At 67.2% G+C, this 18,331-nt stretch carries 15 protein-coding genes; 9 read left to right on the top strand and 6 right to left on the bottom strand.

Annotation, left to right across the window (positions count from 1 at the left end; genetic code table 11):
* Positions 1-301 precede the first annotated feature (301 nt).
* From CFB81_RS16010 to CFB81_RS16030, 5 genes are all read left to right on the top strand, one after another.
* Positions 302-3,151, top strand: a complete 2,850-nt coding sequence (locus CFB81_RS16010) for an autotransporter outer membrane beta-barrel domain-containing protein (protein ID WP_256976185.1) — start codon at positions 302-304, stop codon at positions 3,149-3,151.
* A gap of 263 nt (positions 3,152-3,414) precedes the next feature.
* Positions 3,415-4,560 (top strand): homoserine O-acetyltransferase, encoded by a 1,146-nt coding sequence (locus tag CFB81_RS16015; RefSeq protein WP_006484643.1) that lies wholly within the window; start codon positions 3,415-3,417, stop codon positions 4,558-4,560.
* Positions 4,557-5,165 carry a methionine biosynthesis protein MetW gene (gene metW, locus CFB81_RS16020; RefSeq protein WP_006755281.1) on the top strand — a complete coding sequence of 203 codons (609 nt, stop codon included), beginning with the start codon at positions 4,557-4,559 and terminating at the stop codon, positions 5,163-5,165. Before CFB81_RS16015 ends, metW begins: the two co-directional genes overlap by 4 nt.
* Before the next feature lie 116 nt (positions 5,166-5,281).
* Entirely contained in the window at positions 5,282-6,703 is a 1,422-nt protein-coding gene (locus CFB81_RS16025; RefSeq protein ID WP_069618216.1) for an AmpG family muropeptide MFS transporter, read from the top strand.
* The gene (locus tag CFB81_RS16030) at positions 6,693-7,742 is read left to right on the top strand and encodes a M48 family metallopeptidase (RefSeq protein WP_069618217.1); all 1,050 of its coding nucleotides are present in this window, start codon (positions 6,693-6,695) and stop codon (positions 7,740-7,742) included. The genes CFB81_RS16025 and CFB81_RS16030 overlap by 11 nt, the downstream gene beginning before the upstream one ends.
* 21 nt (positions 7,743-7,763) lie before the next feature.
* Here the strand turns inward: CFB81_RS16030 and CFB81_RS16035 are convergent, their stop codons facing one another.
* On the bottom strand, positions 7,764-8,708 hold the full coding sequence (locus tag CFB81_RS16035) for an AraC family transcriptional regulator (protein ID WP_069618218.1): 945 nt from the start codon (positions 8,706-8,708) through the stop codon (positions 7,764-7,766).
* Positions 8,709-8,935: 227 nt separating this feature from the next.
* Here CFB81_RS16035 and CFB81_RS16040 point away from each other — a divergent pair, with 227 nt between their 5' ends.
* Positions 8,936-9,988 carry an NAD(P)-dependent alcohol dehydrogenase gene (locus CFB81_RS16040; RefSeq protein ID WP_069618219.1) on the top strand — a complete coding sequence of 351 codons (1,053 nt, stop codon included), beginning with the start codon at positions 8,936-8,938 and terminating at the stop codon, positions 9,986-9,988.
* A gap of 86 nt (positions 9,989-10,074) precedes the next feature.
* On the opposite strand, the gene CFB81_RS16045 is transcribed toward CFB81_RS16040, so the two are convergent.
* The 5 genes from CFB81_RS16045 to gatC all read right to left on the bottom strand — a co-directional run bounded on the left by CFB81_RS16045 (position 10,075) and on the right by gatC (position 15,182).
* A complete protein-coding gene (locus CFB81_RS16045; RefSeq protein ID WP_006477482.1) occupies positions 10,075-10,848 on the bottom strand; it encodes an exodeoxyribonuclease III in 774 nt (257 codons plus the stop codon).
* 41 nt (positions 10,849-10,889) lie between these two features.
* Positions 10,890-11,729, bottom strand: a complete 840-nt coding sequence (locus tag CFB81_RS16050; protein ID WP_089435771.1) for a polyphosphate kinase 2 family protein — start codon at positions 11,727-11,729, stop codon at positions 10,890-10,892.
* 118 nt (positions 11,730-11,847) lie between these two features.
* Positions 11,848-13,320 carry an Asp-tRNA(Asn)/Glu-tRNA(Gln) amidotransferase subunit GatB gene (gene gatB, locus CFB81_RS16055; RefSeq protein ID WP_069618222.1) on the bottom strand — a complete coding sequence of 491 codons (1,473 nt, stop codon included), beginning with the start codon at positions 13,318-13,320 and terminating at the stop codon, positions 11,848-11,850.
* Positions 13,321-13,322: 2 nt separating this feature from the next.
* Entirely contained in the window at positions 13,323-14,813 is a 1,491-nt protein-coding gene (gatA, locus tag CFB81_RS16060; protein WP_069618223.1) for an Asp-tRNA(Asn)/Glu-tRNA(Gln) amidotransferase subunit GatA, read from the bottom strand.
* 69 nt (positions 14,814-14,882) lie between these two features.
* A complete protein-coding gene (gene gatC, locus CFB81_RS16065) occupies positions 14,883-15,182 on the bottom strand; it encodes an Asp-tRNA(Asn)/Glu-tRNA(Gln) amidotransferase subunit GatC (protein WP_069618224.1) in 300 nt (99 codons plus the stop codon).
* 367 nt (positions 15,183-15,549) lie between these two features.
* Here gatC and CFB81_RS16070 point away from each other — a divergent pair, with 367 nt between their 5' ends.
* The 3 genes from CFB81_RS16070 to mreD all read left to right on the top strand — a co-directional run bounded on the left by CFB81_RS16070 (position 15,550) and on the right by mreD (position 18,306).
* A complete protein-coding gene (locus CFB81_RS16070; protein WP_004189550.1) occupies positions 15,550-16,593 on the top strand; it encodes a rod shape-determining protein in 1,044 nt (347 codons plus the stop codon).
* Positions 16,594-16,720: 127 nt separating this feature from the next.
* Positions 16,721-17,797: a rod shape-determining protein MreC gene (mreC, locus tag CFB81_RS16075; protein ID WP_089435772.1), complete on the top strand. Its 1,077-nt coding sequence runs from the start codon at positions 16,721-16,723 to the stop codon at positions 17,795-17,797.
* On the top strand, positions 17,794-18,306 hold the full coding sequence (mreD, locus tag CFB81_RS16080; RefSeq protein WP_006477476.1) for a rod shape-determining protein MreD: 513 nt from the start codon (positions 17,794-17,796) through the stop codon (positions 18,304-18,306). Before mreC ends, mreD begins: the two co-directional genes overlap by 4 nt.
* Positions 18,307-18,331 lie beyond the last annotated feature (25 nt).

The raw sequence follows: 18,331 nt of genomic DNA on the forward strand, positions 1-18,331 counted from the left end.
GTGCGGCCGTTCAGTACACCATCCGCTCGCGTCGAATACCCCGAAGGCAATCACGGCCGATCGAATCACGCGCGTCGAAAAATCCCCGCATTTCGGCGTGTTCCGTGCCGGACGCGAAGCAACCGCCAAAATTCGAACTCGTCCAATTTAAAAATATCCTTCGCGAGATCACATTACCTTATTCAGGAGAAGTCAAGGTGATCAGGTGAACTGCAGTCATTTTTCTTTTTCTCATGCACGCATCGGCCGGCGTGTCCTGCATTCCGCACTGCTCGCCAGCGCGGCGATGCCGTGGGCGTCAATGGCACAAGTCGTCGGCGGCGGACCACAACTAGCGGACGGCATCGCGCTCGAGGTCGCCCCCGGCGACTATTCGACAACCGCATCCGGCACGGCCGTACTTTCCGCCGTCAACGGCGGCACGCTGACGACCCTCGGCAAGACCCGCGTGTTCACGACCGGCAACGTCACGGCCGGCGCGTCCGCGTGGGGTACCGGGTCGCGCGTCGCGCTGCGCGATACGGAAATCCGTACGCGCGGCGACTCGAGCGCAGGCATCGATCTTCGTCACGGCGGCGGCGCAGCCGCCGAGCGCATCTCCATCGATACCGACGGCGACTACGCGCACGGCGCATACATCGACGGCGCCAACGGGCGGCTATCGCTCTCCGACAGCGTGATCGTGACACGCGGCAAGGAGGCGTCGGGCATCGCGACGATCCTGGTTCCGGGCGGCACTCTCGACGTGACCGACACGCTGATCCGCACCAGCGGCCTGTTCGGCACCGGCCTGTCCCTCAGCTACGGCGGCATTCTGGCCACGCTGAAGCGCACCGATATCCGCACGGATGGCGAGTATGCGTCGGTGCTGTACATGCCGGGCGCATCTACCGTCACCTTCAGCGACTCGCATCTCGAAACAAGCGGATACGCGGCGCTCGGCGTGGATACCCGCGAGGGCAGCGTCAGGCTCGAACGCACGCGCGTCGTTACGCACGGCATCAGTTCGCACGGGCTTTACGCGTCGAAGGAGTACGCCGACACGCCCGTCATCGACGCCACCGATACGCAGGTGACGACCGACGGCAAGGGCGCGATCGGCGCCGTCGCCCGGCTCGGCGGCGAGGTCGCGATGACACGCGGCGGCATCGTGACGAGCGGCGAACGCGCGCGCGGCGTGCTGTCGGCCGGCGCAGGCTCCGTCGCCTCGCTCACCGATACGAGCGTCGAAACGCACGGCGCCGAAGCCACCGCGTTGTACGCGAGTGTCGGCGGCACGGTCGATCTGCTGCGCAGCGACGCCCGCACGACCGGCGCCGACGCGTATGGGGCGGCCGTCCATGGCGGCACGCTGACGATCGACGACGGCACGCTCGTCAGCGAGCGCCATGGCGCGATCGACGCATCCGATGCGACGGTCACGCTGAAAAACGGCACGCGCGCGATCGGCGGCAACGGCAAGCTGCTGTCCGTCCATGCCGGGTCGGGTGCGCCGGTACGCCTGACGCTCGACGAGCGCTCCCATGCCGCAGGCGACATCGTCAACCACCCGACCGACGACGGCAGTCCGACGCAGGCGGTGACGGACGTCGCGCTCACGAACGCGTCCGCGTGGACGGGCGCGACCGACGCGGTTCGCACGCTGTCGCTGAACACGAACAGTCTCTGGACCGTCACCGCGGATTCGTCGGTCGGCTCCGTCGCGCTGAACGATTCGACGATCGCATTCGACACGCCGGCGGCCCGGGGCGCGCCGACACCGCACACGCTCGTGGTGACGGGCGACTATGCGGCCCGCAACGGCAAGCTCGTCCTCCATACGACGCTGCAGGACGACTCGTCGCCCAGCGACCGCCTCGTGATCGACGGCGGCCATGCATCGGGCGATACCGGCATCGTCGTGAAACGCGCGGGCGGCGACGGCGCGGCGACGACCGTCGGCATCCCGCTCGTCGAAACCCGCAACGGCGGCACGACCGATGCATCGGCATTCACGCTCGATGCGGCATCGGACGGCTACCGGAACGGCTTCGGTACGTTGTCGGCAGGCGGCTACGATTACATGCTCAAACGTGGCGGCGATGGCGGGCAGGCGGAAGACTGGTATCTCGTCTCCGCGGCAAAGCCACTGCCGCCGGTCCAGCCCGATCCGCCGATCGTGCCGGAAGTCGTCCCCCCTCCGCCGCGCACCGCCGCACCGGAACCCGACGCGTATCTGGCAAACGCAGACGCCGCAGCGACGATGGCGATTCATTCGCTGCATCAGCGTGACGATCGTTCGCTACGCGCCGAAGCAACCGGCCCGCTGGACGGCGCCGTGTGGCTGCGCGCCGAGGGCCAGATAACGTCGATGTCCGGCGGCAACCGCAGCGTGTCGGGCAATGGCCGCCTGATTCACGCGGGCGCCGACCTGCTCCGCTTCGACGACGGTCGCGGCGGCAGCGTGCGCATCGGTGCGATGGGGATGTACGGCAGCCAGACGAACTGGTCGACACGCCCGCTGTGGAATGCGCTCGAGGGCCGGACGATGGACGCCACCGCACGCGGCAGCGTCTCCGGCTACAACGTCGGTCTGTACGGCACGTGGTACGGCAACCGCGACATCCTGACCGGCCCCTACGTCGACGCGTGGTTCATGTACGGCGCCTATGCGAACACGGTCGGCGGCAGCCTCGCGGCCGATTCGTACCGGTCGCGCACCGCGACCGGTTCGATCGAGACCGGCTATTCACTCGGGTTCTACGAGCGGGGCGACACGCGGTTCTTCGTCGAGCCCGAAGCGCAGCTCGTCGTGTCCGACTATCGCGCGGACGCGCACGGCACCGCTGGCGGCCGCCTCGACGGCCAGGGCTCGACCGACGTGCTCACCCGCCTGGGCGTACGCGTGCATGGCGTGACCGCGATGCCGCATGGCCGCGAACTCCGGCCGTTCATCGAGGCGAACTGGTGGCACGGTCCGGGTTCGCGCTCGCTGACGCTCGACCGCAATGCGTTCTCGTTCAGCGTGCCGCGCGACCGCGTGGCGGTCCGGCTCGGCGCGACCGGCCAGTTGAGTCGGCAATTCTCGGTATCGGCAAGCCTCGGCGTGGAAGGAAACCTGTCCGACTACACGGTGGTAACGGGACAGTTCTCGGCCAAATACCGCTGGTAACCCCGCCCGCGGCCGGGGGCGCGAAATTCGCGCTCCCGCGGAATTCCGCTATACTCCTTCGATCTGTCGCCCCCACGGGCGGCAGGTCGGAAGCGCGCCGATTTGCTGACTCGATTGCGGGCGCGCGAACCGGCCGGGGCGTGGATGTGCGGCCCGGCGGTTCACTACAAATGCGGCTAAAGAGGTCGTCAGCCGCGCACCTTCGCCTCCGCGCCCCGCCGACACCGTTTAGCCGCCCAGTCATATGGCATAAGGCGGAACGAATGGAATCGATCGGCATCGTCGCTCCACAGACCATGCACTTCGCCGAACCGCTGCGCTTGCAAAGCGGCAGCGTGATCGGCAACTATCAGCTCGTCGTCGAGACGTACGGCGAACTCAACGCCGCGCGCTCGAACGCGGTGCTCGTGTGCCACGCGCTCAACGCGTCGCACCACGTCGCCGGCGTCTACGCGGACGATCCGCGCAGCACCGGCTGGTGGGACAACATGGTCGGCCCGGGCAAGCCGCTCGACACCAACCGCTTCTTCGTGATCGGCGTGAACAACCTCGGCTCGTGTTTCGGCTCGACCGGCCCGATGAGCATCGATCCGTCGACCGGCAAGCCGTACGGCGCAAAGTTCCCGGTGGTGACCGTCGAGGACTGGGTGCATGCGCAGGCGCGCGTCGCCGACGCGTTCGGCATCGAGCGCTTCGCCGCGGTGATGGGCGGCAGCCTCGGCGGCATGCAGGCGCTCGCGTGGAGCCTGATGTATCCGGAGCGCGTCGCGCACTGCATCGACATCGCGTCGACACCGAAGCTGTCCGCGCAGAACATCGCGTTCAACGAGGTCGCGCGCTCGGCGATCCTGTCCGATCCCGATTTCCACGGCGGCGACTACTACGCGCACGGCGTGAAGCCGAAGCGCGGCCTGCGCGTCGCGCGGATGATCGGCCACATCACGTACCTGTCCGACGACGACATGGCCGAGAAATTCGGTCGCGCGCTGCGCCGTGCCGACGGCGCGCTCGACGCGTACAACTTCAGCTTCGACGTCGAGTTCGAGGTCGAGTCGTACCTGCGCTACCAGGGCGACAAGTTCGCCGACTACTTCGACGCGAACACCTACCTGCTGATCACGCGCGCGCTCGACTACTTCGATCCGGCGAAGGCGTTCGACGGCAACCTGACGGCCGCGCTCGCGCACACGCAGGCGAAGTACCTGATCGCGAGCTTCTCGACCGACTGGCGCTTCGCGCCCGCACGCTCGCGCGAGATCGTGAAGGCGCTGCTCGACAACAAGCGCACGGTCAGCTACGCGGAAATCGATGCGCCGCACGGTCACGATGCATTCCTGCTCGACGACGCGCGCTATCACAACCTGATCCGCGCGTATTACGAACGAATCGCCAACGAGGTGGGAGCATGAACCAGCAAGCGCTGAATTCCCTGTCCGCGCGCGCGGACTTCCGCACGATCGCGCGCTGGGTGGAGCCGCGTTCGACCGTGCTCGATCTCGGCTGCGGCGACGGCTCGCTGCTCGCGCTGCTGATGGAGGAGCTCGACGTCACCGGCTACGGGATCGAACTGAACGACGCGGGCGTGCTCGCGAGCGCGAAGAACGGCATCAACGTGATCCAGCAGAACCTGGAGGACGGCCTGCGCTTGTTCGAGGACCACAGCTTCGACATCGCGATCCTGTCGCAAACGCTGCAAACGATCCACCAGACGGCCGCGATCCTGCGCGAAACGGCGCGCGTCGGCCGCGAGTGCATCGTGTCGTTCCCGAACTTCGGCTACTGGCCGCACCGGCTGTCGGTGCTGAACGGCCGGATGCCGGTATCGAAGTCGCTGCCTTACCAATGGCACAACACGCCGAACGTGCGGGTGCTGACGATCGAGGATTTCGAGGCGCTGGCGCCCGAAGTGGGCGTGACGATCCTCGACCGCGTCGTGCTGCACGAAGGCCAGCCGATTCGATGGGGAGCGAACTGGCGTGGTAGTCTTGCTGTCTATCGCGTCAAGCGCAGCTGAGCCGGGGAGCCGTTGACGGAAGATCCGGCCCGCCCACGCGCGCGGCCGCCCCTCCTGCGCCGTCCGCGCCACCTGCGCTGCCGCCGCCATCAGTCAACGCTACCCAGTTCCAGCCCATGTCGAAAACGCCACACGAGGCGCCCGCACTCACCGCTCACGAGGATCACCCCGGCTGGCGAGCCTATCTGAACACGCACATGCTGATCTGCGTGTTCCTGGGCTTCACGTCGGGGCTGCCCCTGTTCACGCTCGTCTACCTCGTGCAGGCATGGCTGCGCTCCGAGGGCGTGAACCTGAAGGAAATCGGCCTGTTCGCGCTGATCCAGTTCCCGTATACGTGGAAGTTCCTGTGGGCGCCGCTGATGGACCGCTACATCCCGCGCCTGCCCGGCTGGCGGCCAGGCCGCCGGCGCGGCTGGCTGCTGCTCACGCAACTGCTGGTCGCGGGTGCGATCGCCGCGCTCGGCTTCGTGTCGCCGCGCGACTCGATCTGGACGGTCGCCGCGCTCACGACGCTCGTCGCATTCTTCGGCGCGAGCGCCGACATCGTGATCGACGCGTACCGCCGCGAGCTGCTGCGCGACACCGAGCAGGGCCTCGGCAACGCGGTGCACGTGAACGCGTACAAGCTCGCCGCGCTGATCCCCGGCTCGCTGGCGCTGATCCTGTCGGATCATCTGCCGTGGGATGCCGTGTTCGCGATCACCGGCGCGTTCATGCTGCCGGGCATCCTGATGACGCTCGTCGTGCGCGAGCCCGAAGTGGTCGGCGCGCCGCCGCGCAACCTGCGCGACGCGATCGTGCTGCCGTTCCGCGAATTCATCCAGCGCGACGGCTGGGCCGGCGCGCTGCTCGTCATCGCGTTCATCTTCCTGTTCAAGATCGGCGACACGATGGCCACCACGCTGTCGACGTCGTTCTTCCTCGACATCGGCTTCACGCGCACCGAGATCGGCATCGTCGCGAAAACCACCGCACTGGTCGCGAGCGTCGCCGGCGGCATCATTGGCGGCGTCTGGCTCGTGAAGATCGGCATCGGCCGCGGGCTGTGGATCTTCGGCGCGCTGCAGATGGTGTCGACGCTCGGCTTCGCGTGGCTCGCGCAGCTCGGCCCGGGCTCGCCGGTGCTCGCGATGCTCTACGACTTCACCGTGTCGACGAGCCACGCGATCGCGTCCGTGCTGTCGGTGTTCGGCATCGCCGTCACGCCGCAATTCAGCCCGATGACGGTCGCGCTCGCGATCGTCTATGGCTTCGAAACCTTCACGACCGGCCTGACGATGGCCGCGTTCGTCGCGTATATCGCGAGCACGACCGACCCGCGCTATACGGCCACGCAGTTCGCGCTGTTCACGAGCCTCGCGTCGGTGCCGCGCACGCTCGCGTCGGCCGCGAGCGGCTTCGTCGTCGCGAAGATCGGCTGGTACGACTATTTCATCGTGTGTACCGCGCTCGCGATTCCCGGCATGCTGCTGCTGTTCAGGATCGCGCCGTGGAACGGTACCGCGCGCAACGGCGAGGCGAGCCGTGCGCGGTAACCGCCCGCATCGGCTCGCACACGCGGCGGTGGCGTTGAGCGTCGGCGCCGCGGCGCTGGCCGCCACGGTCGCGCACGCGACCGACACCGGCGCGACCGCGGCCGGCTCCGCGCCGGCCGCCGCGCAAGCCGCGCCGCCCGCCGCTGCAACCTCCGCCGCGCCCGTCCCGCCGTCCGCCGAAGGCGCGCAGCCGACCGGCGCCGCGGCGCCGGCGAAGGCCTATACGCCGACGCCGCCGCAAGTCCGCTACGGCAACGCGATCGCGTTCCGCACGCTGATCCCGTCGCCGCTGCTCGAACAGCTCACCGCGAACGAATACGCGCAGATCGTACAGACGGCCGCCGACAGCAACCGGCTGCTGCCCGCGAACCAGCCGCGCGTGAAGCGCCTGCGCGCGATCGTTGCGAAGCTCGCGCCGTATTCGGTGAAGTGGAACGACCGCGTGAAAAGCTGGGCGTGGGACGTGAACGCGATCCGCTCGCGCGACATCCGCCTGACCTGCCTGCCGGGCGGCAAGGTGCTCGTGTACGGCGGCATGCTCGACCGCGTGCGCCTGAACGACGACGAGTTCGGCGTGCTGCTCGCGCACGGCATCGCGCACGCGCTGCGCGAACACGCGCGCAGCAACTTCAGCGTGGCCTCGCAGACGTCGCTGCGCGCGGCCGCGCTGCCGCCGCTGTTCGGCGTCGGCGATCCGCTGCCGCAGGCGCTGAACCTCGGCGAGCGCCTGCAGTCGCTCCACTACGACCCGACCGACGAGACCGAGGCAGACGTGATCGGCGGCGACATCGCCGCACGCGCGGGCTTCGATCCGCGCGCGGCGATCACGCTATGGGACAAGCTCGCGGTCGCGACGCGCGCGAACAAGGCGTCGGGCTTCATCTACACGCACCCGTACAGCACCGCGCGCCGCCAGGATCTGCTGAACCGGCTGCCGGACCTGATGCCGCTCTATGCGAAAGCGACGGGCAAACGCGTGGAATCGCTGCCCGACTACGCAGGCATCAGCGCGCAGCGGCGCAAGATCGTGCGGCGCTGAGCCGCCGCGCGACGCCGGCCACTACGCGTCCGCGTCAGCCATTGCCGGGCGCACGCCGCTGTCACGCATCCAGCGCACTTCGTCCCCTGGGCTGCGGCCGAACAGCCGCTTGAACTCGCGGCTGAACTGCGACGCACTCGCATAGCCGACCCGCGCGGCCGCCGCGCCGGCGCCCACGCCGTCGCGCACCATCATCAGCCTCGCCTGGTGCAGCCGCGCGGTCTTCACGTACTGCATCGGCGACGTGGCCGTCACGTGCTTGAACTGCGCGTGGAACACCGCGAGGCTCATCCCGGCCTCGCGGGCGAGCGTCTCGACGTCGAGATCGGCCCTCAGCTCCGCATGGATGCGCCGCAACGCCTTCGCGATGCGGCCGAAATGATGCTGCTGCACGAGCGCCGCACGCATCGCGTCGCCCTGTTCGCCGGTCAGCACGCGATACGCGATCTCGCGCATGATCGCCGGCCCCAGCACGCGCGTATCGTGCGGCGACGCGAGCGCTTCGAGGAGGCGCACGACCGCGTCGGCCAGCGGCGCATCGAGCGGCGTCGAATAGACGCCGAGCGGCTCGCTGACGGCCGCGCCGAGCGTCTCGTCGAGCAGGATCGCAAGCTCGGCGATCACCGCGAGATCGACGCGGATCGAGATCGCGAGAAACGGCTCGTCCTGGCTCGCGAACGTCTCGCACTCGAACGGCAGCGGCACCGACAGCACCAGATACTGCTGCGCGTCGTACACGAACGAGCGGTCGCCGAGATAGCCGAGCTTGCGGCCCTGGCACACGACGATGATGCTCGGCTCGTACAGCACGGGCATGCGCGGCGCGGGACGGCTCACGCGAAAGAAGCGCACGCCGTCGAGCGCCGCGAGCGTGTCGCCCTCGTTCGGCGCGAGGCGCGTGTGCAGCTCGATCATGCGGCGCTGCACGTGGTCGCCCGAGTCGGCAAAAAGGGGCTGGAAGCTCATCTGCGTGGTCCTGTCCGGCAAGAGAATCTGGCTCGCAATTTAGCACCTTGGACGCGTTTTGACGGGCATTCGCGCGCAATTCGAGAGGAATAGGCAAACCTTCAAGACCTTCATGTATTTCGCCGCGGCGCCGCGCTCCTTACGATGAGGTCCTGTCTCGCCGCATCGCCACAGGGTGCGGCGGCAGTCTGTTTCACCGGACGTTTTCCGGACAAGGAGCCCATTGCATGAGCACAACCTATGCCTACGCGGCGACCGATGCGCAGTCGCCGCTCGCCCCGTTCGAATTCCAGCGTCGCGCGCTGCGCGACCTCGACGTCCAGATCGACGTTCTCTACTGCGGCGTCTGCCACTCGGACCTTCATCAGGCGCGCAACGAATGGCGCAACACGATCTACCCGGTCGTGCCGGGCCATGAAATCGTCGGCCGCGTGACCGCGACCGGCCCGCAGGTGTCGCGCTTCAAGGTCGGCGAGCTGGTCGGCGTCGGCTGCCTCGTCGATTCGTGCCGCACCTGCGCGAGCTGCGAAGAAGGCCTCGAGCAGTATTGCGAAAACGGCTTCGTCGGCACCTACAACGGCCAGGATCGCGTGACGGGCGACATCACGTACGGCGGCTATTCGACGCAGCTCGTCGTCGACGAGGCGTTCGTGCTGCGCGTACCGGACACGCTGGATCCGGCCGGCGCCGCGCCGCTGTTGTGCGCGGGAATCACGACCTACTCGCCGCTGCGGCAATGGAACGTCGGCCCCGGCAAGAAGGTCGGCATCGTCGGGCTCGGCGGCCTCGGCCACATGGGCGTGAAGCTGGCGCGCGCGATGGGCGCGCACGTCGTGCTGTTCACGACGTCGCCGTCGAAGATCGAGGACGGCAAGCGGCTCGGCGCGCATGAAGTGGTGATCTCGAAGGACGAAGCGCAGATGAACGCGCACCTGAACAGCTTCGACTTCATCCTGAACACGGTCGCCGCGCAGCACGACCTGAACCCGTTCCTGCACCTGCTGAAGCGCGACGGCACGATGACGCTCGTCGGCGCGCCGGAGCACGATCATCCGTCGCCGCAGGTGTTCAACCTGATCTTCAAGCGCCGCCGCCTCGCGGGCTCGCTGATCGGCGGGATCGCGGAAACGCAGGAAATGCTCGATTTCTGCGCGGAGCACGGGATCACGTCCGATATCGAAACGATTCCGATGCAGCAGATCAACGCCGCTTACGAACGGATGCTGAAGAGCGACGTGAAGTACCGGTTCGTGGTGGATATGGCGTCGCTCAAGCAGTAAGCGCCGCCCCCAACGAAACGAGCCGCATGTTCGACATGCGGCCCGTTTTGCATTTGGCGGCTACGCGCACCGCGTAGCGCCGGCCATCACTTCTGGTAGTCGTAGTCGATCGTCAGCGGCGCGTGATCGCTGAACTTGATGTCCTTGAAGATCGACGTGCTTTTCGCGGTACCGGCCACACCCGGCGTCGCGATCTGGTAATCGATCCGCCACCCGACGTTCTTCGCGTATGCCTGGCCGCGGTTGCTCCACCACGTGTACTGCTCCGGGCGCTGATCGAGCGTGCGGAACACGTCGACGTAGCCGACGTCGTCGAACAGCTTCGTGAGCCACTCGCGCTCTTCCGGCAGGCAGCCGGAATTCTTCTGGTTGCTCTTCCAGTTCTTGATGTCGATTTCCTTGTGGACGATGTTCACGTCGCCGCACAGGATCACCTCGCGCTTCTTCTTCAGCGCGGCGAGGTGCGGCATGAATTCGGCCATGAAGCGGTACTTCGCCTGCTGGCGCTCTTCGCCGCTCGAGCCGGACGGCACGTACACCGACACGACCGACAGCTTGCCGTAGCGCGCCTCGACGTAGCGCCCTTCGGGATCGAATTCGCTGCTGCCGAAGCCGATGATCACGTCGTCGGGCTCGCGGCGGCTGTACACGCCCGCACCGCTGTAGCCCTTCTTCTCCGCGTGGTGGAAATAGCTCTTGAAGCCGTGCGGCTCGACGAATTCGGCCGGCAGGTCGTCGGCCGACACCTTGATTTCCTGCACGCACACGCAATCGGCGTTCTGTTCGCCGAGCCAGTCGAAGAAGCCCTTCTTCGCGGCGGAGCGGATGCCGTTCAGGTTGGCGGTAATCACTCGCATCATGTCGGGTTCCGTTCAGTTCGATGTTTTTACAGGGGGGCAGCTTAGCGGATCTTCACGCCTTCGAGCTCGGGCTTCGCCGGCGGGAATTCCAGCTTCATGTCGGTCATCGTGCGCAGCAGCAGCTCGGCGATCATCACGTTGCGGTGCGTCTTCGAATTCGCCGGGATCACGTACCACGGCGCATGCTCGGCCGACGTCGCGGCGAGCGCGTCGCGGTACGCGGACTGGTACGCGTCCCAGTGCTTGCGCGCGTCGAGATCGGAGATGTCGAATTTCCAGTGCTTGGTCGGGTCGTCGATGCGCGCCTGCAGCCGCGCGCGCTGCTCGTCCTTCGAAATGTGCAGGAAGCACTTGACGATGGTCGTGCCGTTCTCGTACAGCATCGTCTCGAAATCGCGGATCTGCCGGTAGCGGCGCTCGCATTCCTTGTCGTCGATCGCACCGAGCACGCGGGGCACCAGCACGTCCTCGTAGTGGCTGCGGTTGAAGATCGCGAGTTCGCCCGCCGCCGGCACCTGCGCATGCACGCGCCACAGGAAGTCGTGCGCGGCCTCGATCGGCGTCGGCGCCTTGAACGGCACGATGCGCAGGCCGAGCGGATCGACCTCGCGAAACACCGCACGCACGGTGCCGTCCTTGCCGCTGGTATCCATCCCCTGCAGCACGAGCAGCACGCGCTTCTTCTGCTGCGTGTGCAGGCGCTCCTGCTGGACGTCGAGTTCGGTCGATACGGCCGACAGGCGCTCGCGGTCGGCCTCCTTCGAGCCGGACGAAAACGGCTTCGCGGCCGGGTCGAACGCGTCGAGCTTGAATGCGGCGGCTTCCTTGTCGCGCGTGCTGTACGGCACGCGGAAATCGTCGAGCGACGGTTGTTTCGCCATTCGTTCCTCCGTTGGACGGTGCGATGCATACGATAACGCATCCACCAAACGCGACGGGCCGCCCCGAACTGGTTCGGAGCGGCCCGTCGTCAAGCGCGGTTCAGGCGCGCACGCATGCTCAGCCGAGCTTCTTCTTCAGCAGTTCGTTGACCTGCTGCGGATTGGCCTTGCCCTTGGTCGCCTTCATCGCCTGGCCGATCAGCGCGTTGAACGCCTTTTCCTTGCCCGCGCGGAATTCCTCGACCGACTTCGCGTTCGCCGCGAGCACTTCGTCGATGATCGCTTCCAGCGCGCCGGTGTCGGAGATCTGCTTCAGGCCCTTCGCGTCGATGATGCGGTCGGCCGCGCCTTCGTCGGTCGCCTTCTCGTCCCAGATCGTCGCGAAGATTTCCTTCGCGATCTTGTTCGAGATCGTGCCGTCGGCGATGCGCTGCAGCAACAGCGCGAGCTGCGCGGCCGACACCGGAATCGCGTCGATCTCGATGCCGTCGCGGTTCAGTTGCGACGACACGTCGCCCATCAGCCAGTTCGCGACGATCTTCGCGTTCGCCGCGCCGGCCTTCGCGACCACCGACTCGAAGTACGCGGCCATCGCCTTGCTCGACGTCAGCACGCCTGCGTCGTACGCGGACACGCCGTACTCGTCGACGAAGCGCTGCTGCATTGCGGCCGGCAGTTCGGGCATGCCCGACTGCACGCGCTCGATCCAGTCCTGGCCGATCACGAGCGGCATCAGGTCGGGATCGGGGAAGTAGCGGTAGTCGTGCGCGTCTTCCTTGCTGCGCATCGAACGCGTCTCGCGCTTGTCCGGATCGTACAGGCGCGTTTCCTGCACGACTTCGCCGCCGTCCTCGATCAGCTCGATCTGGCGGCGCACTTCGTAGTTGATCGCTTCCTCGAGGAACCGGAACGAGTTCAGGTTCTTGATTTCGGCGCGCGTACCGAACTTCTCCTGGCCGACCGGGCGCACCGACACGTTCGCGTCGCAGCGGAACGAGCCTTCCTGCATGTTGCCGTCGCAGATGCCGAGCCACACGACGAGCGCATGGAGGGCCTTCGCATAGGCCACGGCCTCGGCCGCGCTGCGCATTTCCGGCTCGGTGACGATCTCGAGCAGCGGCGTGCCCGCGCGGTTCAGGTCGATCCCGGTCATCCCGGCGAAGTCTTCATGCAGCGACTTACCCGCGTCTTCCTCGAGGTGCGCGCGGGTCAGGTTGACGGTCTTCTCGTACGCGGCCTTGCCGGCCTTTTCGTTGGCCGGCACCTGGATCGTGATCTGGCCGCCCTGCACGACCGGAATCTCGTACTGGCTGATCTGATAGCCCTTCGGCAGATCAGGATAGAAATAATTCTTGCGCGCGAAGATGCTGCGCGGCGCGATGGTCGAGCCGATCGCGAGGCCGAAGCGGATCGCGCGCTCGACCGCGCCGCGGTTCAGCACCGGCAGCACGCCCGGCAGCGCCAGGTCGACCGGGCATGCCTGCGTGTTCGGCTCGGCGCCGAACTGCGTCGAGGCGCCCGAGAAAATCTTCGAGACGGTCGACAGTTGCGCGTGCGTCTCGAGACCGATAACGACTTCCCATTGAGTCATGCTTACACCCCCGCCGGAACTTGCTTGTGCCAATCGGTCGCGCGCTGGAACGCGTCGGCGACCTGCAGCATCCGGGCTTCGTTGAAATAGTTGCCGATGATCTGCAGGCCGACCGGGCGCTTCGCGTTCGCGCCCGCGCCGAAGCCGCACGGCACGCTCATGCCGGGCAGGCCCGCGAGGCTCACCGACAGCGTGTAGATATCCGCGAGATACATCTGCACCGGATCGTCGCCCTTCGCGCCGAGATCCCATGCGACCGTCGGCGACGCCGGGCCCATGATCACGTCGCAGGACTTGAACGCTTCCTGGAAATCGTTCGCGATGATGCGGCGGATCTTCTGCGCCTGCAGGTAGTACGCGTCGTAGTAACCGTGCGACAGCACGTACGTGCCGACCAGGATCCGACGCTTCACTTCGGGCCCGAAGCCCTCGGCGCGCGACTTCTTGTACATGTCGAGCAGGTCGCCGTACTGCGCGGCGCGGTGGCCGAAGCGCACGCCGTCGAAACGCGACAGGTTCGACGACGCTTCCGCCGGCGCGATCACGTAGTACACGGGGATCGACAGCTCCGTCTTCGGCAGCGACACCGGCACGAGCGTCGCGCCGAGCGCTTCATATTGCTTGAGCGCCGCGTCGATCGCCGCGCGCACGTCGTCGGCGAGGCCGGCGCCGAAATACTCGTTCGGCAAGCCGATGCGCAGGCCCGCGAGCGGCTTGCCCGCGTCGTTGCCGGGCGCCCACGGCTGGCCGAGGTGGCGCGTGAAATCTTCATCGTCGCGCTCGAGGCTCGTCGAGTCGCGCTCGTCGAAGCCGGCCATCGCGTTCAGCAGCAGCGCGCAGTCGGACGCGCTTTGCGCCATCGGGCCGCCCTGGTCGAGCGACGACGCGAACGCGATCATCCCGTAGCGCGACACGCGGCCGTAGGTCGGCTTGATGCCCGTCACGCCCGCGAACGACGCGGGCTGGCGGATCGAGCCGCCGGTGTCGGTGCCGGTCGCGGCCGGCGCGAGGCGCGCGGCGACGGCGGCCGAGCTGCCGCCCGAGCTGCCGCCCGGCACCGCGTTCGTGTCCCACGGGTTCTTCACCGCGCCGAACGCCGAATTCTCGTTCGACGAGCCCATCGCGAACTCGTCCATGTTGGTCTTGCCGAGCGTGACCATGCCGGCCGCCTGCAGGCGGGCGACGACGGTCGCGTCGAACGGGCTCTCGTAGTTCGCGAGCATCTTCGAGCCGGCGGTCGAGCGCCAGCCGCGCGTGACGAAGACATCCTTGTGCGCGATCGGCAGGCCGGTCAGCGCGCCGCCCGCGCCGCGCGCGAGTTCGGCGTCGGCGGCTTTCGCCTGCGCGAGGGTGAGGTCGGCGTCGACGTGGACGAACGCGTTCAGGTCGCGCGCGGCGTCGATCCGTTTCAGATAGTGCTGCGCGAGCTCGACGGCCGAGCATTCCTTGGCGGCGAGCGCGGCGCGCAGTTCGGTCAGGCTTTTTGCGTGCATTGAGTGGTTTTCCTGGGAATTCTGGGTCGCGCGCGGCGCTGGACGGCCGGCGCGCTTGTCATCGAACGCTTACTCGATCACCTTCGGCACGAGATAGAGGCCGTCCTGGACGGCCGGCGCCGGACGCTGGTTGTCGTCGCGAACGACGACTTCCGTCACGGCGTCGTCGCGCAGGCGCTGCGCGACTTCCTGGATCTGTTCGATCGGGTGGGCGAGCGGCGCGATGCCGGCGGTGTCGACCGCCTGCATCTGCTCGACGAGGCCGAAGAATTCATTGAGCTGGCCGAGCATGTGCTCGGCGTCGGCGTCGGCCATTTCGAGTCGCGCCAGGTGCGCGATGCGTTTCACATCGGTCAGGGTCAGGGCCATGCGATCACCGGAAAAACAAGACTGCGCAGTGCGTCGACGGCAGCACTGCGGCGGGGGGTTGGAGGGTGCGATCCCACCCTCAAAAATCGGGGCCGAAGCGGCAAAAATACCGCCCGTTTCGATTCAAATACCGTGAAATTATAAGGTATCATTACGCGTTCGACCCAAACCCGGCAGCCTTTTCCCGCACCGTTTCGCCTTGTTTCGGCAAGCCGTGCGTGCTTCGTGCGATCCCCGGTAGACATCACTCGCAGCTTCGTGCGCCGCGGCGGCCGCTTCCGCCACGCTTCCCGAGGCTGTTATTTTTTCCGCTGCCGCCCTCAGCGCTCGCTATGCAGGGCCGGCCCAGAGCGAAACAGGATTCTGAATGTTCGGTTTTTTGCGCAGCTACTTCTCCAACGATCTCGCGATCGACCTCGGCACCGCAAACACCCTGATCTACATGCGCGGCAAGGGCATCGTCCTCGATGAGCCGTCCGTCGTGTCGATTCGCCAGGAAGGCGGCCCCAACGGCAAGAAGACGATCCAGGCGGTCGGCAAGGAAGCCAAGCAGATGCTCGGCAAGGTGCCGGGCAACATCGAGGCGATCCGCCCGATGAAGGACGGCGTGATCGCCGACTTCACCGTCACCGAGCAGATGATCAAGCAGTTCATCAAGACGGCCCACGAATCGCGCATGTTTTCGCCGTCGCCGCGCATCATCATCTGCGTGCCGTGCGGCTCGACCCAGGTCGAGCGCCGCGCGATCAAGGAAGCCGCGCACGGCGCCGGCGCATCGCAGGTCTACCTGATCGAGGAGCCGATGGCGGCCGCGATCGGCGCGGGCCTGCCGGTGTCCGAAGCCACCGGCTCGATGGTCGTCGACATCGGCGGCGGCACGACCGAAGTCGGCGTGATCTCGCTCGGCGGGATCGTCTACAAAGGCTCGGTGCGCGTCGGCGGCGACAAGTTCGACGAGGCGATCGTCAACTACATCCGTCGCAACTACGGGATGCTGATCGGCGAGCAGACCGCCGAGGCGATCAAGAAGGAAATCGGCTCCGCGTTCCCGGGCTCCGAAGTCAAGGAAATGGAAGTGAAGGGCCGCAACCTGTCGGAAGGCATCCCGCGCAGCTTCACGATCTCCAGCAACGAAATCCTCGAAGCGCTGACCGATCCGCTGAACCAGATCGTGTCGTCGGTGAAGATCGCGCTCGAACAGACGCCGCCGGAACTCGGCGCCGACATCGCCGAACGCGGAATGATGCTGACGGGCGGCGGCGCGCTGCTGCGCGACCTCGATCGCCTGCTCGCGGAAGAAACCGGCCTGCCGGTGCTCGTCGCCGAAGATCCGCTCACCTGCGTCGTACGCGGTTCGGGCATGGCGCTCGAGCGCATGGACAAGCTGGGCAGCATCTTCTCGTACGAGTGATCGCCTAAGCAGTCCCGTTTGATATGACGCACCCGCGGCGTGGCCGGATCGCTCGTTCAGAACGAACCGCCGCGCCGTTTGCGCGTCTGAGCATTATTTAACCGATCACACGCGCCCGGCGCCGACCATGGAATACAGTCCGCCGCCCCTCTTCAAGCAAGGTCCGCCCGCGCTCGCGCGGCTCATCTTCTTCGTCGCCCTCGCCATCGCGCTCCTCGTGTCGGACGCGCGCTTCAGCACGCTCGAAATCGTGCGCGGCGTGCTCGGCACCGTGCTCTATCCGCTGCAACGCGCGGCGCTCGTGCCGCGCGACCTGTTCATGGGCGCGGCCGACATCGCCGTCACCGGCGCGTCGCTGCGCCACGAGAACGACGACCTCCGCAAACGCAACCTGCAGCTGTCCACGCAGGCCAACCAGGCCGCGGTGCTTGCGCAGGAGAACGTCCATCTGCGCGCTGTGCTCGAGCTGCGCCAGCACATCGCGACGCAATCGACGCCGGTCGAGATCCAGTACGACACGAGCGATCCATTCACGCAGAAGATCGTGGTCGGCCAAGGCTCGCAGCAAGGCATCCAGGACGGCTCGCCCGTCGTCAGCGAGGACGGCGTGATCGGTCAGGTCACGCGCGTGTTCCCGCTGCAATCCGAAGTCACGCTGGTCACCGACCGCGATCTCGCGATTCCCGTGCAGGTGCTGCGCACCGGCCTGCGCAGCGTGATCTACGGCACGCCGAAGGGCGACTCGCTCGACCTGCGCTTCGTGCCGACGAGCGCGGATCTCGTCGCCGGCGACGAGCTCGTCACGAGCGGCCTCGACGGCGTCTATCCGCCCGGCCTGCCGGTCGCGAAGGTCGTGCGCGTCGACAAGCTGGCCGATACCGCGTTCGCCCGCGTGACCTGCGCACCGGTCGCGGCCGTGCGCGGCGCGCGCCAGATGCTCGTGCTGCATTACCGCAACGACATCCCGCCGCGCCCGGCCGAGCCCGATCCCGCGACCGAGAAGAACGCGAAGGGCAAGAAGGGCGCGAAAGCCGCCGCGAAGGGCGAGAAAGCGGAGAAAACCGACAAGGCCGACGCGAACGCGAAGCCGGCCGCCGCGGCCCAGCCCGGCGCGAAGCCGGCGCCCGCTGCGCCTGCCGCGCCGGTCCAGCCGGCCGCCGCGCCCGCGAAGCCCGCCGCCGGGCAATCAGGAGCCCAGCGATGAACCGCCCGCAATACATCCTGCAGCCGGTCAATCCGTACTTCATCGTCTTCAGCCTGGCCGCCGCGTTCCTGCTGAACCTGATGCCGTGGGGCCGCCTGCCCGGCGTGCCCGACTTCGTCGCGCTCGTGCTGCTGTTCTGGAACATCCACCAGCCGCGCAAGGTCGGGATGGGCGTCGCGTTCGCGCTCGGCATCCTGATGGACGTGCACGACGCGGGGCTGCTCGGCGAGCACGCGCTCGCCTATACGCTGCTGTCGTACGGCGCGATCACGATCCACCGCCGCGTGCTGTGGATGCCGATCGGCGTGCAGGTGCTGTACGTCACGCCGCTGCTGGTCGCCGCGCAGCTCGTGCCGTTCGTGATCCGCCTGCTGATGGGCGCCGCGTTCCCCGGCTGGCGCTATCTGGTCGACGGTTTCGTCGAAGCCGCGCTGTGGCCGATCGCGAGCCACCTGCTGCTGATGCCGCAACGCCGCCCGGTCGACCCGGACGATACGCGCCCGATCTGAGCCGGACCGACCTTGAATACCCGCC

Origin of the sequence: Burkholderia sp. AU28863, from assembly GCF_002223195.1 — a bacterium.
In the GTDB taxonomy this organism is placed as follows: Bacteria; Pseudomonadota; Gammaproteobacteria; order Burkholderiales; family Burkholderiaceae; genus Burkholderia; species Burkholderia sola.

Coding starts and splice junctions, on each gene's coding strand:
- CFB81_RS16040 (WP_069618219.1), top strand. CDS start 8,936: ATGAGCACAACCTATGCCTACGCGGCGACCGATGCGCAGTCGCCGCTC.
- gatB (WP_069618222.1), bottom strand. CDS start 13,320: ATGACTCAATGGGAAGTCGTTATCGGTCTCGAGACGCACGCGCAACTG.
- mreC (WP_089435772.1), top strand. CDS start 16,721: ATGGAATACAGTCCGCCGCCCCTCTTCAAGCAAGGTCCGCCCGCGCTC.
- CFB81_RS16010 (WP_256976185.1), top strand. CDS start 302: ATGGCACAAGTCGTCGGCGGCGGACCACAACTAGCGGACGGCATCGCG.
- gatA (WP_069618223.1), bottom strand. CDS start 14,813: ATGCACGCAAAAAGCCTGACCGAACTGCGCGCCGCGCTCGCCGCCAAG.
- CFB81_RS16070 (WP_004189550.1), top strand. CDS start 15,550: ATGTTCGGTTTTTTGCGCAGCTACTTCTCCAACGATCTCGCGATCGAC.
- CFB81_RS16035 (WP_069618218.1), bottom strand. CDS start 8,708: ATGAGCTTCCAGCCCCTTTTTGCCGACTCGGGCGACCACGTGCAGCGC.
- CFB81_RS16015 (WP_006484643.1), top strand. CDS start 3,415: ATGGAATCGATCGGCATCGTCGCTCCACAGACCATGCACTTCGCCGAA.
- CFB81_RS16050 (WP_089435771.1), bottom strand. CDS start 11,729: ATGGCGAAACAACCGTCGCTCGACGATTTCCGCGTGCCGTACAGCACG.
- gatC (WP_069618224.1), bottom strand. CDS start 15,182: ATGGCCCTGACCCTGACCGATGTGAAACGCATCGCGCACCTGGCGCGA.
- CFB81_RS16025 (WP_069618216.1), top strand. CDS start 5,282: ATGTCGAAAACGCCACACGAGGCGCCCGCACTCACCGCTCACGAGGAT.
- CFB81_RS16045 (WP_006477482.1), bottom strand. CDS start 10,848: ATGATGCGAGTGATTACCGCCAACCTGAACGGCATCCGCTCCGCCGCG.
- metW (WP_006755281.1), top strand. CDS start 4,557: ATGAACCAGCAAGCGCTGAATTCCCTGTCCGCGCGCGCGGACTTCCGC.
- mreD (WP_006477476.1), top strand. CDS start 17,794: ATGAACCGCCCGCAATACATCCTGCAGCCGGTCAATCCGTACTTCATC.